At 73.1% G+C, this 15,919-nt stretch carries 14 protein-coding genes; 9 read left to right on the top strand and 5 right to left on the bottom strand.

Annotated features, from left to right (window positions below):
- Positions 1 to 288: 288 nt before the first annotated feature.
- Genes ACZ6S0_RS29425 through ACZ6S0_RS29410 form a run of 4 tightly spaced genes read left to right on the top strand, consistent with a single transcriptional unit; the run spans position 289 to position 3,982 of the window.
- A complete protein-coding gene (locus ACZ6S0_RS29425) occupies positions 289 to 1,227 on the top strand; it encodes a sulfite exporter TauE/SafE family protein (RefSeq protein WP_465922549.1) in 939 nt (312 codons plus the stop codon).
- Between the two features lie 8 nt (positions 1,228 to 1,235).
- Positions 1,236 to 1,913, top strand: a complete 678-nt coding sequence (locus tag ACZ6S0_RS29420) for an RrF2 family transcriptional regulator (protein ID WP_465922548.1) — start codon at positions 1,236 to 1,238, stop codon at positions 1,911 to 1,913.
- Between the two features lie 54 nt (positions 1,914 to 1,967).
- Positions 1,968 to 2,540 (top strand): hypothetical protein, encoded by a 573-nt coding sequence (locus tag ACZ6S0_RS29415; protein WP_465922547.1) that lies wholly within the window; start codon positions 1,968 to 1,970, stop codon positions 2,538 to 2,540.
- Between the two features lie 14 nt (positions 2,541 to 2,554).
- Positions 2,555 to 3,982 carry a pyridoxal phosphate-dependent decarboxylase family protein gene (locus ACZ6S0_RS29410; RefSeq protein WP_465922546.1) on the top strand — a complete coding sequence of 476 codons (1,428 nt, stop codon included), beginning with the start codon at positions 2,555 to 2,557 and terminating at the stop codon, positions 3,980 to 3,982.
- 13 nt (positions 3,983 to 3,995) lie between these two features.
- Here the strand turns inward: ACZ6S0_RS29410 and ACZ6S0_RS29405 are convergent, their stop codons facing one another.
- The 5 genes from ACZ6S0_RS29405 to ACZ6S0_RS29385 all read right to left on the bottom strand — a co-directional run bounded on the left by ACZ6S0_RS29405 (position 3,996) and on the right by ACZ6S0_RS29385 (position 9,243).
- On the bottom strand, positions 3,996 to 5,054 hold the full coding sequence (locus tag ACZ6S0_RS29405; protein ID WP_465922545.1) for a hypothetical protein: 1,059 nt from the start codon (positions 5,052 to 5,054) through the stop codon (positions 3,996 to 3,998).
- 169 nt (positions 5,055 to 5,223) lie between these two features.
- On the bottom strand, positions 5,224 to 5,736 hold the full coding sequence (gene ssuE / locus ACZ6S0_RS29400) for an NADPH-dependent FMN reductase (protein WP_465922544.1): 513 nt from the start codon (positions 5,734 to 5,736) through the stop codon (positions 5,224 to 5,226).
- 11 nt (positions 5,737 to 5,747) lie between these two features.
- On the bottom strand, positions 5,748 to 6,899 hold the full coding sequence (locus ACZ6S0_RS29395; RefSeq protein ID WP_465922543.1) for an acyl-CoA dehydrogenase family protein: 1,152 nt from the start codon (positions 6,897 to 6,899) through the stop codon (positions 5,748 to 5,750).
- Entirely contained in the window at positions 6,896 to 8,050 is a 1,155-nt protein-coding gene (locus ACZ6S0_RS29390; protein ID WP_465922542.1) for an LLM class flavin-dependent oxidoreductase, read from the bottom strand. Before ACZ6S0_RS29390 ends, ACZ6S0_RS29395 begins: the two co-directional genes overlap by 4 nt.
- Positions 8,051 to 8,061: 11 nt before the next feature.
- On the bottom strand, positions 8,062 to 9,243 hold the full coding sequence (locus tag ACZ6S0_RS29385) for an SfnB family sulfur acquisition oxidoreductase (protein ID WP_465922541.1): 1,182 nt from the start codon (positions 9,241 to 9,243) through the stop codon (positions 8,062 to 8,064).
- 84 nt (positions 9,244 to 9,327) lie between these two features.
- On the opposite strand from ACZ6S0_RS29385, the gene ACZ6S0_RS29380 reads away from it, so the two are divergent.
- The 5 genes from ACZ6S0_RS29380 to ACZ6S0_RS29360 are packed head-to-tail and all read left to right on the top strand — an operon-like array spanning position 9,328 to position 15,918.
- Entirely contained in the window at positions 9,328 to 10,971 is a 1,644-nt protein-coding gene (locus tag ACZ6S0_RS29380; protein WP_465922540.1) for an ABC transporter substrate-binding protein, read from the top strand.
- A gap of 3 nt (positions 10,972 to 10,974) precedes the next feature.
- On the top strand, positions 10,975 to 12,621 hold the full coding sequence (locus ACZ6S0_RS29375) for an ABC transporter substrate-binding protein (RefSeq protein WP_465922539.1): 1,647 nt from the start codon (positions 10,975 to 10,977) through the stop codon (positions 12,619 to 12,621).
- Entirely contained in the window at positions 12,618 to 13,553 is a 936-nt protein-coding gene (locus ACZ6S0_RS29370) for an ABC transporter permease (RefSeq protein WP_465922538.1), read from the top strand. Before ACZ6S0_RS29375 ends, ACZ6S0_RS29370 begins: the two co-directional genes overlap by 4 nt.
- Complete coding sequence (locus ACZ6S0_RS29365) at positions 13,550 to 14,353, top strand: ABC transporter permease (RefSeq protein ID WP_465922537.1); 804 nt, start codon at positions 13,550 to 13,552, stop codon at positions 14,351 to 14,353. Before ACZ6S0_RS29370 ends, ACZ6S0_RS29365 begins: the two co-directional genes overlap by 4 nt.
- Entirely contained in the window at positions 14,350 to 15,918 is a 1,569-nt protein-coding gene (locus ACZ6S0_RS29360) for a dipeptide ABC transporter ATP-binding protein (RefSeq protein WP_465922536.1), read from the top strand. Before ACZ6S0_RS29365 ends, ACZ6S0_RS29360 begins: the two co-directional genes overlap by 4 nt.
- Position 15,919 lies beyond the last annotated feature (1 nt).

The following is a 15,919-nucleotide window of genomic DNA, read 5'->3' as shown; positions in this document are numbered from 1 at the left end:
GACAAGTCTTGATATTCTGCTCATCCGGCCCCAGCACGCCACCGGCGACCACATCGCCACCCTCGCCTCGCCGCCGTGACGGTGTTCGGGGCGAGCGGGTGCCTGGTGGCCGAGCCCCTGCCTCGCCACGACAGGCACGCGGCGCGCCGTCACCGCGCTGGTCGAGCACCCGGTCCCCGGGTGCGGCACCTTCCCCCAAATGCCCACCTCCAAAGGGTTGACAGAAGCCAAGGCTCCTTAAATTATTATTCCGACTTGTATAGTAGGAATCATAGGGAAGGGGAGATCGTGCGAGCGCTCATCCTGCTCGGGCTGGTCGGCCTCGCGGCCCAGCTCGTCGATGGCAGCCTCGGCATGGCGTACGGCGTCACGTCGACGACACTCCTGCTGGCCATCGGCACGAACGCGGCAGCCGCCTCGGCCACCGTTCACCTCGCCGAAATCGGCACCACGCTCGCCTCGGGCATCTCCCACTGGCGCTTCGGGAACGTGGACTGGAAGGTCGTCGCCAAGATCGGCATTCCCGGGGCCGTCGGGGCGTTCGCCGGGGCGACGTTCCTGTCCAGCCTGTCCACCGAGATCGCCGCCCCGGTCATGTCGATCATCCTGCTGACCCTGGGCCTCTACATCCTCATCCGCTTCACCGCCTTCGGCCTGCCGCGCGGCAACCTGGGCAAGCCGCTGCGCAGGCGCTTCCTGGCGCCGCTCGGCCTGGTGGCCGGCTTCGTCGACGCCACCGGCGGTGGCGGCTGGGGCCCGGTCGGCACCCCCGCCATCCTGGCCAGCGGCCGGATGGCCCCGCGCAAGGTGATCGGCTCGATCGACGCCAGCGAGTTCCTCGTCGCCATCGCCGCCAGCATCGGCTTCTTCGTCGGCATCGGCTCGGAGAACATCAACTTCTCCTGGGTGGCCGTGCTGCTGCTCGGCGGCGTCATCGCCGCGCCGATCGCGGCCTGGCTCGTTCGGCACATCCCGCCGCGCATCCTGGGCTCGGCCGTGGGCGGCGTCATCATCCTGACGAACGTGCGCACCCTGCTGCGCAGCGACTGGATCGACGCCTCCAGCGCCGTCCAGACGGTCGCGTACGTGGTCATCGCCATCCTGTGGGCGGCCGCCATCGCCTGGTCGGTCCGCGAATACCGTCGTGACAAGGCGAACGAGTCGGTCGAGGCGGTGGAGAGCGACCTGCAGCGGCGTACCGAAGAGGAGGAGACGGCCCCCGCCTGAGCCGGCCCATGAGAATATCCGCGCGCACTCAGTACGCCCTCGGCGCCATGCTCGCCCTGGCCGTGGCCGACCGTCCGGTGCACGCCGAACGGATCGCCGTCACCCAGGAGATCCCGCGCCGATTCTGTGACAACATCCTTCTCCAACTGCGCCGGGCCGGGCTGATTCGCAGTCAGCGCGGCCCGGACGGAGGCTACTGGCTGGCCCGCCCGGCCGGGGAGATCGCGCTCGCCGACGTCATTCGCGTGACGGAGGGCGTGGAGCCGGAGATCCGGCCCTTCTCCCCGGCCGCCGCGCCGCTGGCCGCGATCTGGGACCGGCTGCGCAGCCACGAGGACGCGCTGCTCAGCGAGATCACCCTCGCCGACGTCGTCGCCTCCGGCGCCTCCTCCGCCAACGGTCACCCCGGCCCCGCCGACCTGATCGAGCCCGCCGCGCCCGCCGCGTTTGCCCGGTCAGCCGAGTCCGCCCCGTCCGACCACCCGGCCGACCCAGAGCCCGCCCCGGCCCCTCCCGAGTCCGACCGGCCGGCCGATCCAGGGTCCGTCCCGGTCGCTCCCGAGTCGGCCCGCCTGGTCGGCCCAGGGGCCGTCCCGGTCGCTCCCGAGTCCGACCGGCCGGCCGACCCCGAGCCTGTCCCGGCCGATCCGGGGCCCGCCCGGCTGGCCGCACCGGAGGCGTCATGACGTCCGGCCGCCGCCCGGAGTGCCGGGGCTCCGTGACATGGCAAGCTGGCACCCGTGGGTTTCGGAGTGCGGGAGTTCGAGCTGGCGTTGATGCACCGCATGCGCGACCTCAACCCCGCCAGGGTCGAGCAGGCGCTGCACGCGATCGACGCCTCCCGCGCCGAGCTACGTGACGCGCACACCCGCTGGACCCGCCTGGCGCACGCCCCCCGAGCGCCGAAGGGGGCCGCCGCGCTGCGGATGGCGCTGGGCCCGGCCCCCTACCGGGGCAGCAGACCGGCGGGCAGCCTGACCTGCGACGTCCTGCGCTGGCCGCTGCCCTCGTGGCCGGGCCTGGAGTACGAGGCGCTGCTCGGCCCCGGCGGCGAGCTGTGGAACCAGTGGTTCGTCCGCGCCTCCGGCCCCGCCGCGCTCGCGCTGACCGACCTCACCCCCTGGACGTGCGTCGTCGCCGACCTCGGCGCGAGCTTCCCCGGCGCGGTGCAGATCGACGGCCCCGCCCCGCACCATTGGACGGTCGACTTCCGCCACGGCGGGCGGGCCCACCGAGCCCGGTTCGTCCACGGCCTCCTCCAGCGCCTCGACCCGGCCCCGCCCGGCTCCATGGGGGAGGGGCGCAGCGGCTGATTAGAGTGCCGGGCATGACGAATCTTGATCTGAATCGTCCGGAAATGGCGGCGTTGGGGCGGCAGGCCGTGGAGGTGCTGGCCGACTGGCTGGAGGCGCTGGAGGAGTCCCCCGCCAGCGACTACACGAGCCCCGCCGGGCTGGCCGAGCGGGTGCGGCGGCCGCCCGGCGACGATCCCGGCGACTTCGGCGAGCTGGTGGCGACCTTCCTGGAGGCGGCCGGGCAGGGCGTCAACACGGCGGGGCCGGGCTACCTGGCGTACTTCCCGGCCGGTGGGCTCTACTCCGCCGCGCTGGCCGAGCTGCTGGCCAACGCCGCCAACCGCTACACCGGTCTGGCGCAGACGGCTCCCGCCCTGGTCGGCATGGAGCACGGCGTGCTGACCTGGCTCTGCGAACGGTTCGGGCTGCCCCGCGGCGCGGCCGGGATCACCACCACCGGAGGGTCGGTGGCCACGCTGTCGGCCGTGCTGGCCGCCCGGCACGACCGCCTGGGCGAGGACCTGTCCGGCGGCACCCTGTACGTGACCGGCCACACCCACCACTGCGTGGCCAAGGCCGCGCGGGTGTGCGGCCTGCCCGCGAAGAACGTCCGTCAGGTGCCATCCGCCGACGGCCTGCGCATGGACGTGCGCGCCGCCGCCGAGCTGATCGCAGCCGACCGGGCCGCCGGGTTACGGCCCTTCCTGCTGGCCGGCACCGCGGGCACCACCGGCACGGGCACGATCGACCCGCTGCCCGAGCTGGCCGGGCTGGCCCGCCGCGAAGGGCTGTGGTTCCACGTGGACGCGGCCTACGGCGGCGGCTTCCAGCTCACCCGGCGCGGCCGGGCCAGGCTGTCCGGGATCGAGCGCGCCGACTCGATCGCGCTCGACCCCCACAAGAGCCTCTTCCTGCCCTACGGAACCGGGGTGCTGCTGGTGCGCGACCCGGCCCCGCTGCACGCCGCCCACGCCGCAGACGGCGACTACCTGCAGGACCTCAACCCGCTGGACGACCTGCCCGACTACGCGAACCTCGGCGTCGAGCTGACCCGCGAGTTCCGCGGCCTGCGGCTGTGGCTGCCGCTGCACCTGCACGGCGTACGGGCCTTCGAACGCGAGCTGGACGAGAAGCTGGACCTGGCCGCGCTCGTGCACCGCGAGCTGGCCGCCGACCCCCGCTTCGAGGTGCCCTGGGAGCCGGATCTCACGGTCGTGATGTTCCGGCTGCGCGACGAAGGGGGCGGCGGCGACGGCGGCGACGAGCTGAACCGGCGGCTGCTGCACGAGATCAACGCCACCCGGCGGGTCTACCTCAGCAGCACCACCGTGGGCGGCCGGTTCTACCTGCGCCTGTGCGTGCTCAGCTTCCGCACGCACGCCCACCACGTCCGGCGGGCGCTGCGCATCGTGCGGGAGTCGGCCGGCCGCCTGGCCGATGGGTGCCTGCCCGATGGGTAACCGTCCGGCCGGGTCAGGCCACCTTCGTCCGGTGGGCGACCTTGCCCCACACCTTGAACAGCCGCTTGGCCGAGCCGCCCACCGGGCCGACCGCCTCGTAGAGCACCTTCCGCGAGACCGGCTCGGCCGTCTCGACGGCGGTGACGGCGTCGTCCGCCGAGGTGATCGTGTGCGTGCAGACGCTCAGCAGGTAGTCGGGGATCTTCAGCTCCGGATCGGTGCAGCCCACCAGTGGCACGCCCATGGCGGCGACCACGGGGAAGACGGTCCCGGGGATGCCGATGGCGGCCTCCGCCCTGGCCGACGCCTGGACCGACGTCACGGTGCTGATCTCATACTTGTCCCAGAGCGTGCGGTCCTCGCGCGGGTGCAGGCCGACCAGGATGTGCTTGCCGGCCGCCGCGAGCCGCTCGGCCGCGGCGAGCAGCAGCTCGGTGCCGGGCGCGGAGCCGCCGGTCTCGCTCGACTTCGTCACGCTGGTCAGCACCAGTACGGTGCCCGCCTCAGGCGCGTACCTGGGCAGGTCGTCGGTCTGCGGCGTGCCCAGGACCTCGATGTGCTGGCGCGTGCCGAGGTAGTCGTCGAACACCTTCGCCTCCGCGGGCGACGACGCGGTGATCGCCCGCAGCCGTCTGCGGAACTCCTTGGCCCGCGGCGCCTCGACCGGCAACTGGTACGCCAGCGAGCTGGCCACCAGCGGCAGCCGGCGCAACCGGGCGGCGCACTCGGCCGGCCAGTCGCCCGCACCCGTCACCACGAGGATGTCGGCCTCGGTGATCTCGTCGATCAGCGCGACCGGCACCGGGTCGCCCGGCTTGATCCCGGACCGGTCCGGCACGAGCTGCACGACCTCCCAGCCCTGGCGGCGCGCCTCGGGGAGGAGCGGGGCCGCGTGGTAGGTGCCCCATTGCTCGTTGGTGGCGATCAGCAGGCGCGGCTTGCGCCCGGGTCGCGTCGCCGCCTGAGCCGGGACGCCGCCGCCCAGGACGGTGAGCCCGGCCCCGGCCAGCGCACCGGTGAGCAACGACCGCCGGGAAAGGGTGCTTACGGGAGAAATGTCATTCAAAGCCATGAAATGGCAATTTATGGGGTAGTTCAGGCTGTTTTGTGAACACAGCTCGTCCGCCAGGCGAACGGGAGCGGGGAAGGCCCGCGACGGCCGGGCCCGCCCACCAGGCCGCGGCCTTCCTGATGGTCACCGCAGAAGGCCGCGGCCCTGGCAGCCTACTCCCTCGAACGGGTCAGGCGACCGCACTCAGGCGAACCGCGTTGATCTCGTCGGCCAGGGCCTGCAGCCGGGGCCGCAACTCCTCGTCCAGCGGCGTGATCTGGGTGTCCAGCACGAACAGGCCGCGGGTCACGTGCCGCGCCCCCAGCACGCTGAGCACGGGCCGCAGCGCGTAGTCGACCGCCAGCAGGTGCGCCTGCGTGCCGCCCGTGGCGATGGGCACCACGGTCTTCCCGGCGAACGCCTTCTGCGGCAGCCCGTCGAGGAACGCCTTGACCAGCCCGGTGTAGGCGGCCTTGTAGATGGGGGTGGCCAGGACGATCACGTCCGCCTCCGCCACCGACCGTGCCGCGTCGGCCAGGGCCGGATCGTCGGAGTGGCCCAGCAGGAGCGGCTCGGCGGGCAGGTCGCGCAGCCGCAGCAGCGAGACGGCGCCGTGCACCAGGCCGGCCACGTGGTTGAGCAACTGTCCGGTACGGGAGCTGGCGGAGGGGCTGCCCGATACCAGGAGCACGCGGGTCGTCACGGAGGATCCCTTCAGAAGAGGCCGTTCAGCGGAGGTTGCGCGCCGGTCAGGCGATAGGCGCCGACCACGGCGGCCTTCCACGCGCGCGGATTGTGGTTGGCGACGGTCCTGGCGTTGCGCCAGTGCCGGTCGAGGTTGTGGCGGCGGGCCACCGCGGAGCCGCCGCCCACGTCGAACACCAGCTCGGCGGCCTTCAGCGCGGACTCGACGGCCACGTACTGGGCCTGGGCCACCTCGACCGTCGCGTCGGTGAGCAGGCCGGGGTCGAGCCCGCCGGACCAGGCGCGGTCGATGCTCTCGGCGGCCCGCAGCACGGCCGACTCCGCCGCGTACGCCCGCGCGGAGATCTCACCCACGGCGTGCCGCACGTACGGGTCGTCCACCGACCTGGCCGCGCCGCTGTGCTCGATGGGGCGGGCCCGCTCCCTGGTGAAGGCCACCGCGTCGGCGAGCGCGGCACGGGCGATCCCCGCCTCCACGGCGGCCAGGTAGAGCTGCATGAACGGGCCGACCGGCGAGCGCCCCGCGTCCCCCGGCCGCTTGACGAACTCCTCGGGCAGCACCTTGACCGCGTTCAGCCGGGTGGTGCCGCTGGCGGTCAGCCGCTGGCCGATGCCGTCGAAGTCGTCGAGGAGCTCCAGCCCCTCGCGGTCGCGCGGCAGGGTGAAGAACACCTTCTCGCCGTCGTCGTCCACGGCGGCCAGGCTGATCCAGTCGGCGTAGAGCGCGCCGGTGCTGTAGTACTTGCTGCCGGTCACCGTGCCGTCGCGGGTGATGCGGGTGCGTACCTCGCCGTTGGCGCCGCCGATCTCCCAGCCGGCGTTGCCGAAGACGTCACCGGCCAGGTAGCGCGGGAACCAGCGCTCGCGCTCCGGCTCCGAGGCGGTGAGCAGGTGCTCGACCCGGCCGTAGCTGGAGCGTACGGCCTGGGCGACGTTGGAGTCGGCGGCGGCCAGGCCGATGAGGAAGTCGAAGACCTCCGCCACGCCCGCGCCGGCCCCGCCGTGCTCGGGCGGAATCCTGAACGTGAACAGCTCCGCGGCGGCCAGCGCGCGGATCTGCGCCCTGGGCAGCTCCCGGGACAGCTCACGCTCCGCGGCGCCCTCCGCCAGCTCGGGCAGCAGCTCCGCGGCCCGCCGCCGCAGCTCCGCGAGGGTGGTCACCGGGCTCCCGCCGCGGCGAACGGGACCGGGGCGGGCTCGTCGGGGGAGTGCTGCCCGGGGTGGCTCCACAGGCCGCGCTCGCGCAGGATGGGCAGCACGCCCTCGCCGAACCAGTACGCCTCCTCCAGGTGCGGGTACCCGGACAGCACGAACTCGGTGAGCCCGAGCCGGTGGTACTCCTCGATGCGGTCGGCCACCTCGGTGTGGCTGCCGACCAGCGCCGTGCCCGCGCCGCCGCGCACCAGCCCGACGCCCGCCCACAGGTTGGGGTAGATCTCCAGGTCGTCGCGCCTGCCGCCGTGCAGGGCCAGCATGCGCTTCTGCCCCTCCGACTCGCTGCGGGCCAGCCCCGCCTGCACCTTCTGGACGGTGGCCGGGTCGATGCCGTCGAGCAGCCTGCGGGCCTGGGCCCACGCCTGCTCGGCGGTGTCGCGGGAGATGACGTGCAGCCGGATGCCGTGCCAGAGCGTACGGCCCTCGGCGGCGGCCAGCCCGTTCACCCAGGCGAGCTTCTCGGACACCGCGGCCGGCGGCTCGCCCCAGGTGAGGTACGCGTCCGCGTGCCGCGCCGCCACCGGCCCCGCCGCGGCCGACGAGCCGCCGAAGTAGACGTCGGGCACCGGTGCGGGCAGCCGGTTCAGCCGGGCCTGCTCGACCCGCAGGTGCGCGCCCTCGTGGGTCACCGTCTCGCCCCGCCACAGCGAGCGCACCACGTGCAGGAACTCGTCGGTGCGCGCGTAGCGGTCGTCCTTGTCCAGGAAGTCGCCGTAGGCGCGCTGCTCGTGGGGCTCGCCGCCGGTCACCACGTTGAGCAGCAGCCGCCCGCGCGAGTGCCACTGGAAGGTGGCCGCCATCTGCGCGGCCAGCGTGGGGGAGACCAGCCCGGGGCGGAAGGCCACCAGGAACTTCAGCCGCTCGGTGGTGTCGGCCAGCATGGCCGTGGTCAGCCAGGCGTCCTCGCACCACGCGCCGGTGGGCGTCAGCGCCCCTTCGAAGCCGACCTGCTCGGCCGCGTGCACGATCTGCCGCAGGTAGGGCAGGGTGGCGGGGCGGGCGCCACCGGCCGCGCCCGCCGGCAGCCCGTGTCCTCCGCCCACGACGTCGCGGCTGTCGCCGTACGTGGGCAGGAACCAGTGGAACATCAGGGTCATCGTCTCGTCTCCTAGAGCAGGCCGTGCCGGGGCGGGAAGCGGCCGTCGAGTACGTACCGGCCGATGTGCTGGATCTTCCAGCGGGCCGGGTCGTGCAGGGTGTGCGTACGCGCGTTGCGCCAGTGGCGGTGCAGGTTGAGCCCGTTCAGGCTGGACCGGGTGCCGCCCAGCTCGAAGATCGCGTTGCCCAGCTCCACGGCCACCGGGTCGGCGAACGCCTTGGCGGTGGCCACCGCGATCGAGGCGGCGGCGGCCGACTCGTCGGTCAGGTCGTCCCCAGCGGCGTCCACGGCGGTGCCGGCGGCGTCGAGCAGGGCCTCGGCGGCGCGTACCTTGACGGCCAGCTCGCCGGCCCGCTGGATGACGAGCGGGTCGTCGGCCGCCCGCTCCTGGCCGCTCTCGAACCACGGCCTGGCCTTGGTGCGGACGAACTCCAGGGCCTCCTCCAGCGCGCCCCCGGCGATGCCGACGTCGATGGCGGCGTGCAGGAGCTGCGCGTACGCGCCGTGGAGCTGCGGCCCCTCGAACGTCAGGTGATGGGGGACCACCCGCCCCTCGGGCACGGGCACGTCCTCGAGCCGCACCGTGCCGCTGGCGGTGGTGCGCTGGCCCATGCCGTCCCAGTCGTCGACGACGGTCAGGCCGGGGGCGTCGCGGGGCACGTACGCCACGTGCAGCGTCCGGTCCTCGCGCCGGGCCAGGACCGGGATCCAGTGCGCGAACAGCGCGCCGGTGCTGTAGTGCTTGGTGCCGTTCAGCAGGAAGCCCCCGCCGGGGGCCGCCACCAGCGAGGTCCGGTAGTCCTGGACGTGCTTGGTGCCCGCCTCCGACTGCGCGTTGCCGAACCGCTTTCCGTCGAGCACCTCGGCGAAGAAGAACTTCCGCTGCTCCGGCGTGCCCTGGCGGCGCAGCACGTTGACGTAGACGAAGTGGCTCTGCGGGATCTGCGCGATGTTGGGGTCGGCGGCGGCCAGCAGTCTGAACACCTCGGCGACCGTGCGCGCGCTCACGTCGGCGCCGCCGTACGCGCGCGGCACGGTGATCGCGAGCAGCCCCCGGGCCGACAGCCGGTCGAGTTCCGCCTCGGGCAGGCGGCGCTCGGCGTCGCGGTCGGCCGCCTGCGCCGCGAACTCCCCGGCCAGCTCCCTGGCCGCCGCCAGCGCCTCGGCGTCGTCGGCGATCACGTGGGTCATGTTGTTTCGTCCGTTCTGCGTGTTACGTTATGGTTCACCGTAATCCCTGCAATGCAGGTAGGCAATACCTGTTTAAGGACGCCCATGCGCACCCGCTCGAAACTGCCGCTCGTCACGGCCCTGCTCGCGACGGCGCTGACCGCGTGCGGCAACGTGCCTGCCAATGGGCCCGCCAGTGGGCCCGCCGCCGGTGGGGCAGCCGAAGGTTCCCCCAAGCCCGGAGGCACGCTCGTGCTCGGCGAGAACGGCGACGAGCCCGCCTGCCTCGACCCCCACCAGTTGTCCACCACCAACACCACGGTCGTCGGCCGCCCGATCTTCGACTCGCTGCTGTGGCAGGACGCCGACGGCAACCTCAAGCCCTGGCTGGCGTCCGCGTGGCAGATCTCGGACGACGGCCTCACCTACACCTTCACCCTGCGGCAGGGCGTACGGTTCCACGACGGGTCGGCCTGGGACGCCGAGGCGCTGAAGGCCAACTTCGAGCACATGAGGGACCCGGCGACCAAGTCGCCGCTGGCCGCCGCGTACATCGCGCCCTACCAGGACGCCGAGGTCGTCGACGAGCACACGCTGAGGGTGCGGCTGTCCTCGCCGTACTCGGCCTTCCTCAACGTGCTCGCGCAGTCGTACCTGGCGATGATCTCGCCCGAGCAGCTCAAGGAGGACCCGGCGAGCACCTGCGAGCACCCGATCGGGTCGGGGCCGTTCGTGTTCGACAAGTGGACCAAGGGCCAGAGCATCGCCTACCGCAGGAACCCCGGCTACGCCTGGGGCCCGGCCGGGCGCGGCGGACCGGCCTACCTCGACCGGCTGGAGATCCGCTTCCTCGCCGAGGACGCCACCCGCTACAACGCCCTGCTCGCAGGCGAGGTCGACGTGATCGACAACACCCCGCCGCAGAACGTCGAGGACGTCAAGGCCAACCCCGACCTCGCCTTCGACACCGTCGACCGGCCGGGACACCCGTTCTCGGTCTGGCTCAACACCGGCCGCGCCCCCCTCTCCGACCAGCGGGTACGCCAGGCGCTCACGCTCGCCGTGGACCGCGAGGCCATCATCGGCAGCGTCTCCTTCGGCCAGTGGAACGTCGCCACCGGCTTCGTCACCCCCTCCACCCCCGACCACGCCGAGTCCGGCGGCATCGCCCACGACCCGGCCAGGGCCGCCGCGCTGCTGGACGAGGCCGGCTGGACGGCCAAGGGCTCGGACGGCATCCGCGTCAAGGACGGCCGGCGGCTGACCGCCGTCGCCCTCGACACGGGCGTCAATCCGCAGAACACCCAGATCCTGGTGCAGACCCAGGCCACCGCCGCGAAACTGGGCGTCGAGCTCAAGATCGAGAACGTCACCGCCCAGGTCTCGTCCGACCGCACCGCCAAGGGCGACTTCGACGTCTCGGTCGGCATCTGGACCACCAACACCGCCGACGTCCTCTGGATCCAGTACTCCTCCGAGAACATCACCACCGCCGAGCGGCGCGGCCAGAACACCACCAGGCTCGCCGACGACCAGCTCGACGAGCTGCTCGAAAAGGCCAGGCAGAGCACCGACGCCGCCGAACGCGCCGCGATCTACGACCAGGCGCAGGCCCGCCTGGTCGGGCTCGCACCCGCCATCCCCCTGTACGACCGGCCGAGCCTGGTCTCCTCGCGTACCAAGGTGCACGGGCTGACCTGGGACTACGCCTACGGCGCGGTCACCTTCCACGACACCTGGGTGAGCTGACACATGACCAAGAAACTCGCCGTCCTCGCCATCCCCCTCCTGACCGCCCTGCTGGTTGCCGGGTGCGGCGGCGCCGCGCAGGTCTCCGGCGGCGCGGCCGGCCCGTCCGGCGCCCCGAAGCCCGGCGGCACACTCGTCCTGGGCGAGAACGGGCAGGAGCCGCCCTGCCTGGACCCGCACGGCAACGCCAGCTCCGACGGGCCGGTGGCCACGGTGCCGGTCTCCGACTCGCTGGTGTGGTTCGACGCCGACGGCACGATCCAGCCGTGGCTGGCCGACGCCTGGGAGATCTCCGACGACGGGCTGACCTACACCTTCAAGCTCCGCCAAGGGGTGAAGTTCCACGACGGAGCCGTCTGGGACGCCGAGGCGCTGAAGGCCAACTTCGAGCACATGAAGGACCCGGCGACCAAGTCGCCGCTGGCCGCCGCGTACATCGCGCCCTACGAGGACGCCGAGGTCGTCGACGAGCACACGCTGAAGGTGCGGCTGTCGTCGCCGTACGCGCCGTTCCTCGACATCCTCGCGCAGGGCTACCTCGGCATGATCTCGCCCAAGCAGATCAAGGAGGCGCCCGAGACCATCTGCGAGCACCCGATCGGCTCGGGGCCGTTCGTGTTCGACAAGTGGACCAAGGGCCAGAGCATCACCTACCACCGCAACCCCGACTACAACTGGGGCCCGAAGAGCGCCAAGCACACCGGCCCCGCCTACCTGGAGAAGCTGGAGATCCGCTTCCTGGCCGAGGACGCCACCCGCTACAACGCGCTGGCCGCCGGCGAGGTCGACGCCATCGACTTCACCCCGCCGCAGAACGTCGAGGACGTCAAGGCCAACCCCGACCTCGGCTTCCTCACCGCGATCCGGCCGGGGCACCCGATGTCGTTCTGGCTGAACACCTCGCGTCCCCCGTTCGACGACATCAGGGTGCGCCAGGCGCTGCTGGCCGCCGTGGACCGCGACTCGATCATCCAGGGCGTCTCCTTCGGCCAGTACCAGGTCGCCCAGGGCTTCGTCACCTCCTCCACCCCCGGCTACGCCAAGGGCCTGGCCGGCACCATCGCCCACGACCCGGCCGCGGCCGCCCGGCTGCTCGACGAGGCCGGCTGGACCGGCCGGGACAAGGACGGCATCCGGCTCAAGGACGGAAAGCGGCTGACCGCGTACTTCCCGATCGCGGCCAACTTCCCCGCCCAGCGCATGCAGATCGCCGTGCAGACCCAGGCGGCGGCCAGGAAGATCGGCCTGGACATCCAGATCCAGACGCCGCCCGAGCAGGAGCTGACCGACCGCTCGACCAAGGGCGACTACGACCTCGCCTCCGGCCTGTGGGCCACCAACACCGCCGACGTGCTCTGGATCCAGTACTCCTCCAAGAACATCACCACCGCGGAACGGCGCGGCCAGAACACCGCCCGCCTGTCGGACGCCCGGCTGGACGACCTGCTGGAGCGGGCCAGACGCGCCACCGGCCAGGCCGACCGCACCGAGCTGTACAACCAGGCGCAGGCCAGGCTCCTGGAGCTGGCGCCGGCCATCCCGTTCTACGACGACCCGCGCCCGGTCGCCTACCACAACAGGGTCCGCGACCTGGCCTTCACCCCCGCCTACCCCTCGCCGTACTTCTACGACACGTGGCTGGACGAATGAGGACCCTGGCCTTCATCGGATGGCGCCTGCTGGCCGGGGTCGGCGTACTGTGGGGCGCGGCGACCCTGACCTTCCTGGTGGTGCACTTCACCCCCGGCGATCCGGCCGAGGCCATCGTCGGGGGTGAGGGCGCCGCCCCGACCCCGGAGGTGCTCGCCCAGGTCCGCGCCGAGTACGGCCTCGACCGCCCCTGGTACGCCCAGTACGCCTCACACCTGTGGCGCATCCTGCGCGGCGACTTCGGCACCTCCTACCGGCTGCGCAGCCCGGTCACCCAGGCCATCGGCGAGCAGGCCGCCGCCACCGTCGAGCTGGCGCTGGCCGCCGCCGTCACCGGCCTGCTGCTGGCCGTCGTGCTCGCGCTGGCCACCGCCAAGCGGCGGCGCTGGCTGCGCGGGCTGGCCGCGGGGGCGGAGCTGGTGGCGGCCTCCACCCCGACGTTCTGGCTGGGCATCGTGCTGCTGACCGTCTTCTCCTTCGGGCTGCGGCTGTTCCCCGCGACCGGCGGGCAGGGGCCGGCCTCGCTGGTGCTGCCCGCGCTCTGCCTGGCCCTGCCCATCGCGGGCGTCCTCGGCCACGTCCTGCGCGAGGCGCTGGAGGAGGTGCTGGACGAGCCGTTCGTCGTCAGCGCCAGGGCCCGGGGGCTGACCGACACGGCCGTACGGCTGCGCCACGCGCTCAGGCACGCCCTGACCCCGCTCGTCACGATGACCGGCTTCTGGGTCGGCGCGCTGCTCGGCGGCGCGGTCGTCACCGAGACGCTCTTCACCCGCCAGGGCATCGGCCGCCTGCTCGTCACGGCGGTCAACGCCAAGGACCTGCCGGTCGTGCTCGGCGTGGTGCTGCTGTCCGCGCTGGTCTACGTGCTGGTCAACCTCGTCGTGGACCTGCTCTACCTGGCCATCGACCCCCGGCTGAAGGAGGCCGCGTGAACCGCCCGGGCGTCTACCTCGCCGCCGCCGTCCTGGTGGCGCTGGTGCTGGCCGCGCTCGTGCCGCACCTGTTCACCGGCCAGGACCCGCTGGCCGTGGACAGCGGCGGGACCCTGCGGCCCCCGAGCGCCGAGCACCTGCTCGGCACCGACGAGAACGGCAGGGACGTGCTGGCCCGCATCGTGTACGGCACGCGTACCTCGCTGCTGCTCGGCTTCGGCGCGATCGCCGTAGCGCTCGTCTTCGGCGGGCTGCTCGGCCTGGCCGCCGGGCTGGGCAACCGGGTCGTGGAGAACGTCATCATGCGCCTGTCGGACGTCGGCCTGGCCTTCCCCGAGCTGCTGCTGGCGCTGGTGGTCATCACCGTCGCGGGCGGCGGCACCGCCAACGCGATGCTGGCCATCGGCGTGGCCAACATCCCGTCGTACGCGCGCCTGGTGCGCGCCCAGACGTTGGCCGTGCGCAGGTCGAGCTACGTCGAGGCGGCGTACGCGCTCGGCCTGACGGCGCCACGGGTGATCCTGCGGCACGTGCTGCCCAACGCCGTCAAGCCGGTGCTCGTCCTGGCCACCATCGGCGTCGGGACCGCCCTGGTGGCCGGGTCGGCGCTGAGCTTCCTCGGGCTCGGCACGCCGCCGCCGGAGCCCGAGTGGGGCTCCATGCTGTCCACCGCCCGCAACTTCATCTCACGGGCCTGGTGGTACGGCCTCTTCCCCGGCGCCGCGATCACGCTGACGGTGATCAGCGTGACCGTGGTCGGCCGGGCGCTCAGACTGCGATCGGAAGGGAGGACCTCGTGAGCGTGGTGAAGGTGGACGATCTGCGCGTCGCCTTCGGCGCGGCCCAGGTCGTGCGCGGAGTGTCGTTCGAGATCGGGGCGGGGGAGTGCCTGGCCCTGGTGGGGGAGTCGGGCTCGGGCAAGAGCGTCACCGCCCGCACCCTGGTCGGCCTCACCGGCGAGGGCGCCCGGGTCAGCGCCGCCGCGCTGAGCTTCGCCGGGCAGGACCTGACCGCCCTGCGCGAGCGCGGCTGGCGCAGGCTGCGCGGCAGCCGCATCGGATTCGTGCTCCAGGACGCGCTGGTGTCGCTCGACCCGCTGCGCAAGGTCGGCAAGGAGATCGAGGAGGTGCTGGCCGCCCACACCGCCCTGTCCGGCGCCGCCCGCCGGGCCCGCGTGCACGAGCTGCTCGCCTCGGTCGGCGTGCCCGAGCCGGAGCTGCGGGCCGGACAGCTCCCGCACGAGCTGTCCGGCGGGCTGCGCCAGCGGGCGCTGATCGCCGCCGCCATCGCCGGCGACCCCCACCTGGTGATCGCCGACGAGCCCACCACCGCCCTGGACGTCACCGTCCAGGCGCAGATCCTCGACCTGCTGGCCGGGCTCAAGGCCCAGGGCAGGTCGCTGCTGGTGATCAGCCACGACCTGGCGGTGGTCGCCCGGCTGGCCGACCGGGTCGCGGTCATGAAGGACGGCGGGATCGTCGAGCACGGGCCCACCGCCCGGGTGCTCGGCACCCCTTCCCACGACTACACCAGGCGGCTGCTGCGGGCCATCCCCGCCGAGCACACCAAGGGCACCCGGCTCTCCGACGCCGCCCCCGCCGCGCCCCGGCGCGAGCCCGGCGAGGTCGTGGTCAGGGCCCAGGGCCTCGGGAAGTCCTTCGGCGGGCGGGCCGCCGTCCAGGAGGTGTCGTTCGAGCTGCGCGCGGCCGAGACGCTCGGGATCGTCGGTGAGTCGGGGTCGGGCAAGACCACCACCGCGCGGATCGCGCTCGGCCTGACCCGGCCCGACACCGGCACGGTCGAGGTCCGCGGCAGGGCGTGGACCGGCCGCGACCCGGCCCCGCGCAGGGACGTACAGGTCGTCTACCAGGACCCCCTCGCCTCCTTCGACCCCCGCTACACCGTGGCCAAGGTGTTGGCCGAGGCACTCTCGGTCGCGGGCGTGCCGCGCGGCGAGCGCCGCGCGCGCTCCGTCGAACTGCTGGAGCTGGTCGGGCTCGGCGCCGAGCACCTCGACCGGCGGCCGCTGCGGCTGTCGGGCGGCCAGCGCCAGCGCGTGGCCATCGCCCGCGCCCTGGCGCCGCGGCCCTCGGTCATCGTGTGCGACGAGCCGGTCTCCGCGCTCGACGTGTCCGTGCAGGCGCAGGTGCTCGACCTGCTGGAGGACGTACAGCGGGAGACGGGCGTGGCCTACCTGTTCATCTCGCACGACCTGGGCGTGGTGCACCACGTGTGCGATCGGGTCCTGGTCATGAAGGACGGGCGCGTGGTCGAGGAGGGGCCGGTCGGGACCGTGTTCCGCACGCCCGCGCACCCGTACACGAAGGAACTGGTGGCGGCCATCCCGAGATTGGCGGCGGCGTGAC

The organism is Nonomuraea sp. NPDC051298 (genome assembly GCF_055586305.1).
Note: the sequence above shows the minus strand (reverse complement) of the source record. Positions and strands in the feature narration are given on the sequence as shown.

Excerpts from the sequence above, each read along its gene's own strand:
- ACZ6S0_RS29420 (WP_465922548.1), top strand. The coding sequence starts at position 1,236 with ATGAGAATATCCGCGCGCACTCAGTACGCCCTCGGCGCCATGCTCGCC.
- ACZ6S0_RS29410 (WP_465922546.1), top strand. The coding sequence starts at position 2,555 with ATGACGAATCTTGATCTGAATCGTCCGGAAATGGCGGCGTTGGGGCGG.
- ACZ6S0_RS29405 (WP_465922545.1), bottom strand. The coding sequence starts at position 5,054 with ATGGCTTTGAATGACATTTCTCCCGTAAGCACCCTTTCCCGGCGGTCG.
- ACZ6S0_RS29390 (WP_465922542.1), bottom strand. The coding sequence starts at position 8,050 with ATGACCCTGATGTTCCACTGGTTCCTGCCCACGTACGGCGACAGCCGC.
- ACZ6S0_RS29385 (WP_465922541.1), bottom strand. The coding sequence starts at position 9,243 with ATGACCCACGTGATCGCCGACGACGCCGAGGCGCTGGCGGCGGCCAGG.
- ACZ6S0_RS29380 (WP_465922540.1), top strand. The coding sequence starts at position 9,328 with ATGCGCACCCGCTCGAAACTGCCGCTCGTCACGGCCCTGCTCGCGACG.
- ACZ6S0_RS29375 (WP_465922539.1), top strand. The coding sequence starts at position 10,975 with ATGACCAAGAAACTCGCCGTCCTCGCCATCCCCCTCCTGACCGCCCTG.
- ACZ6S0_RS29370 (WP_465922538.1), top strand. The coding sequence starts at position 12,618 with ATGAGGACCCTGGCCTTCATCGGATGGCGCCTGCTGGCCGGGGTCGGC.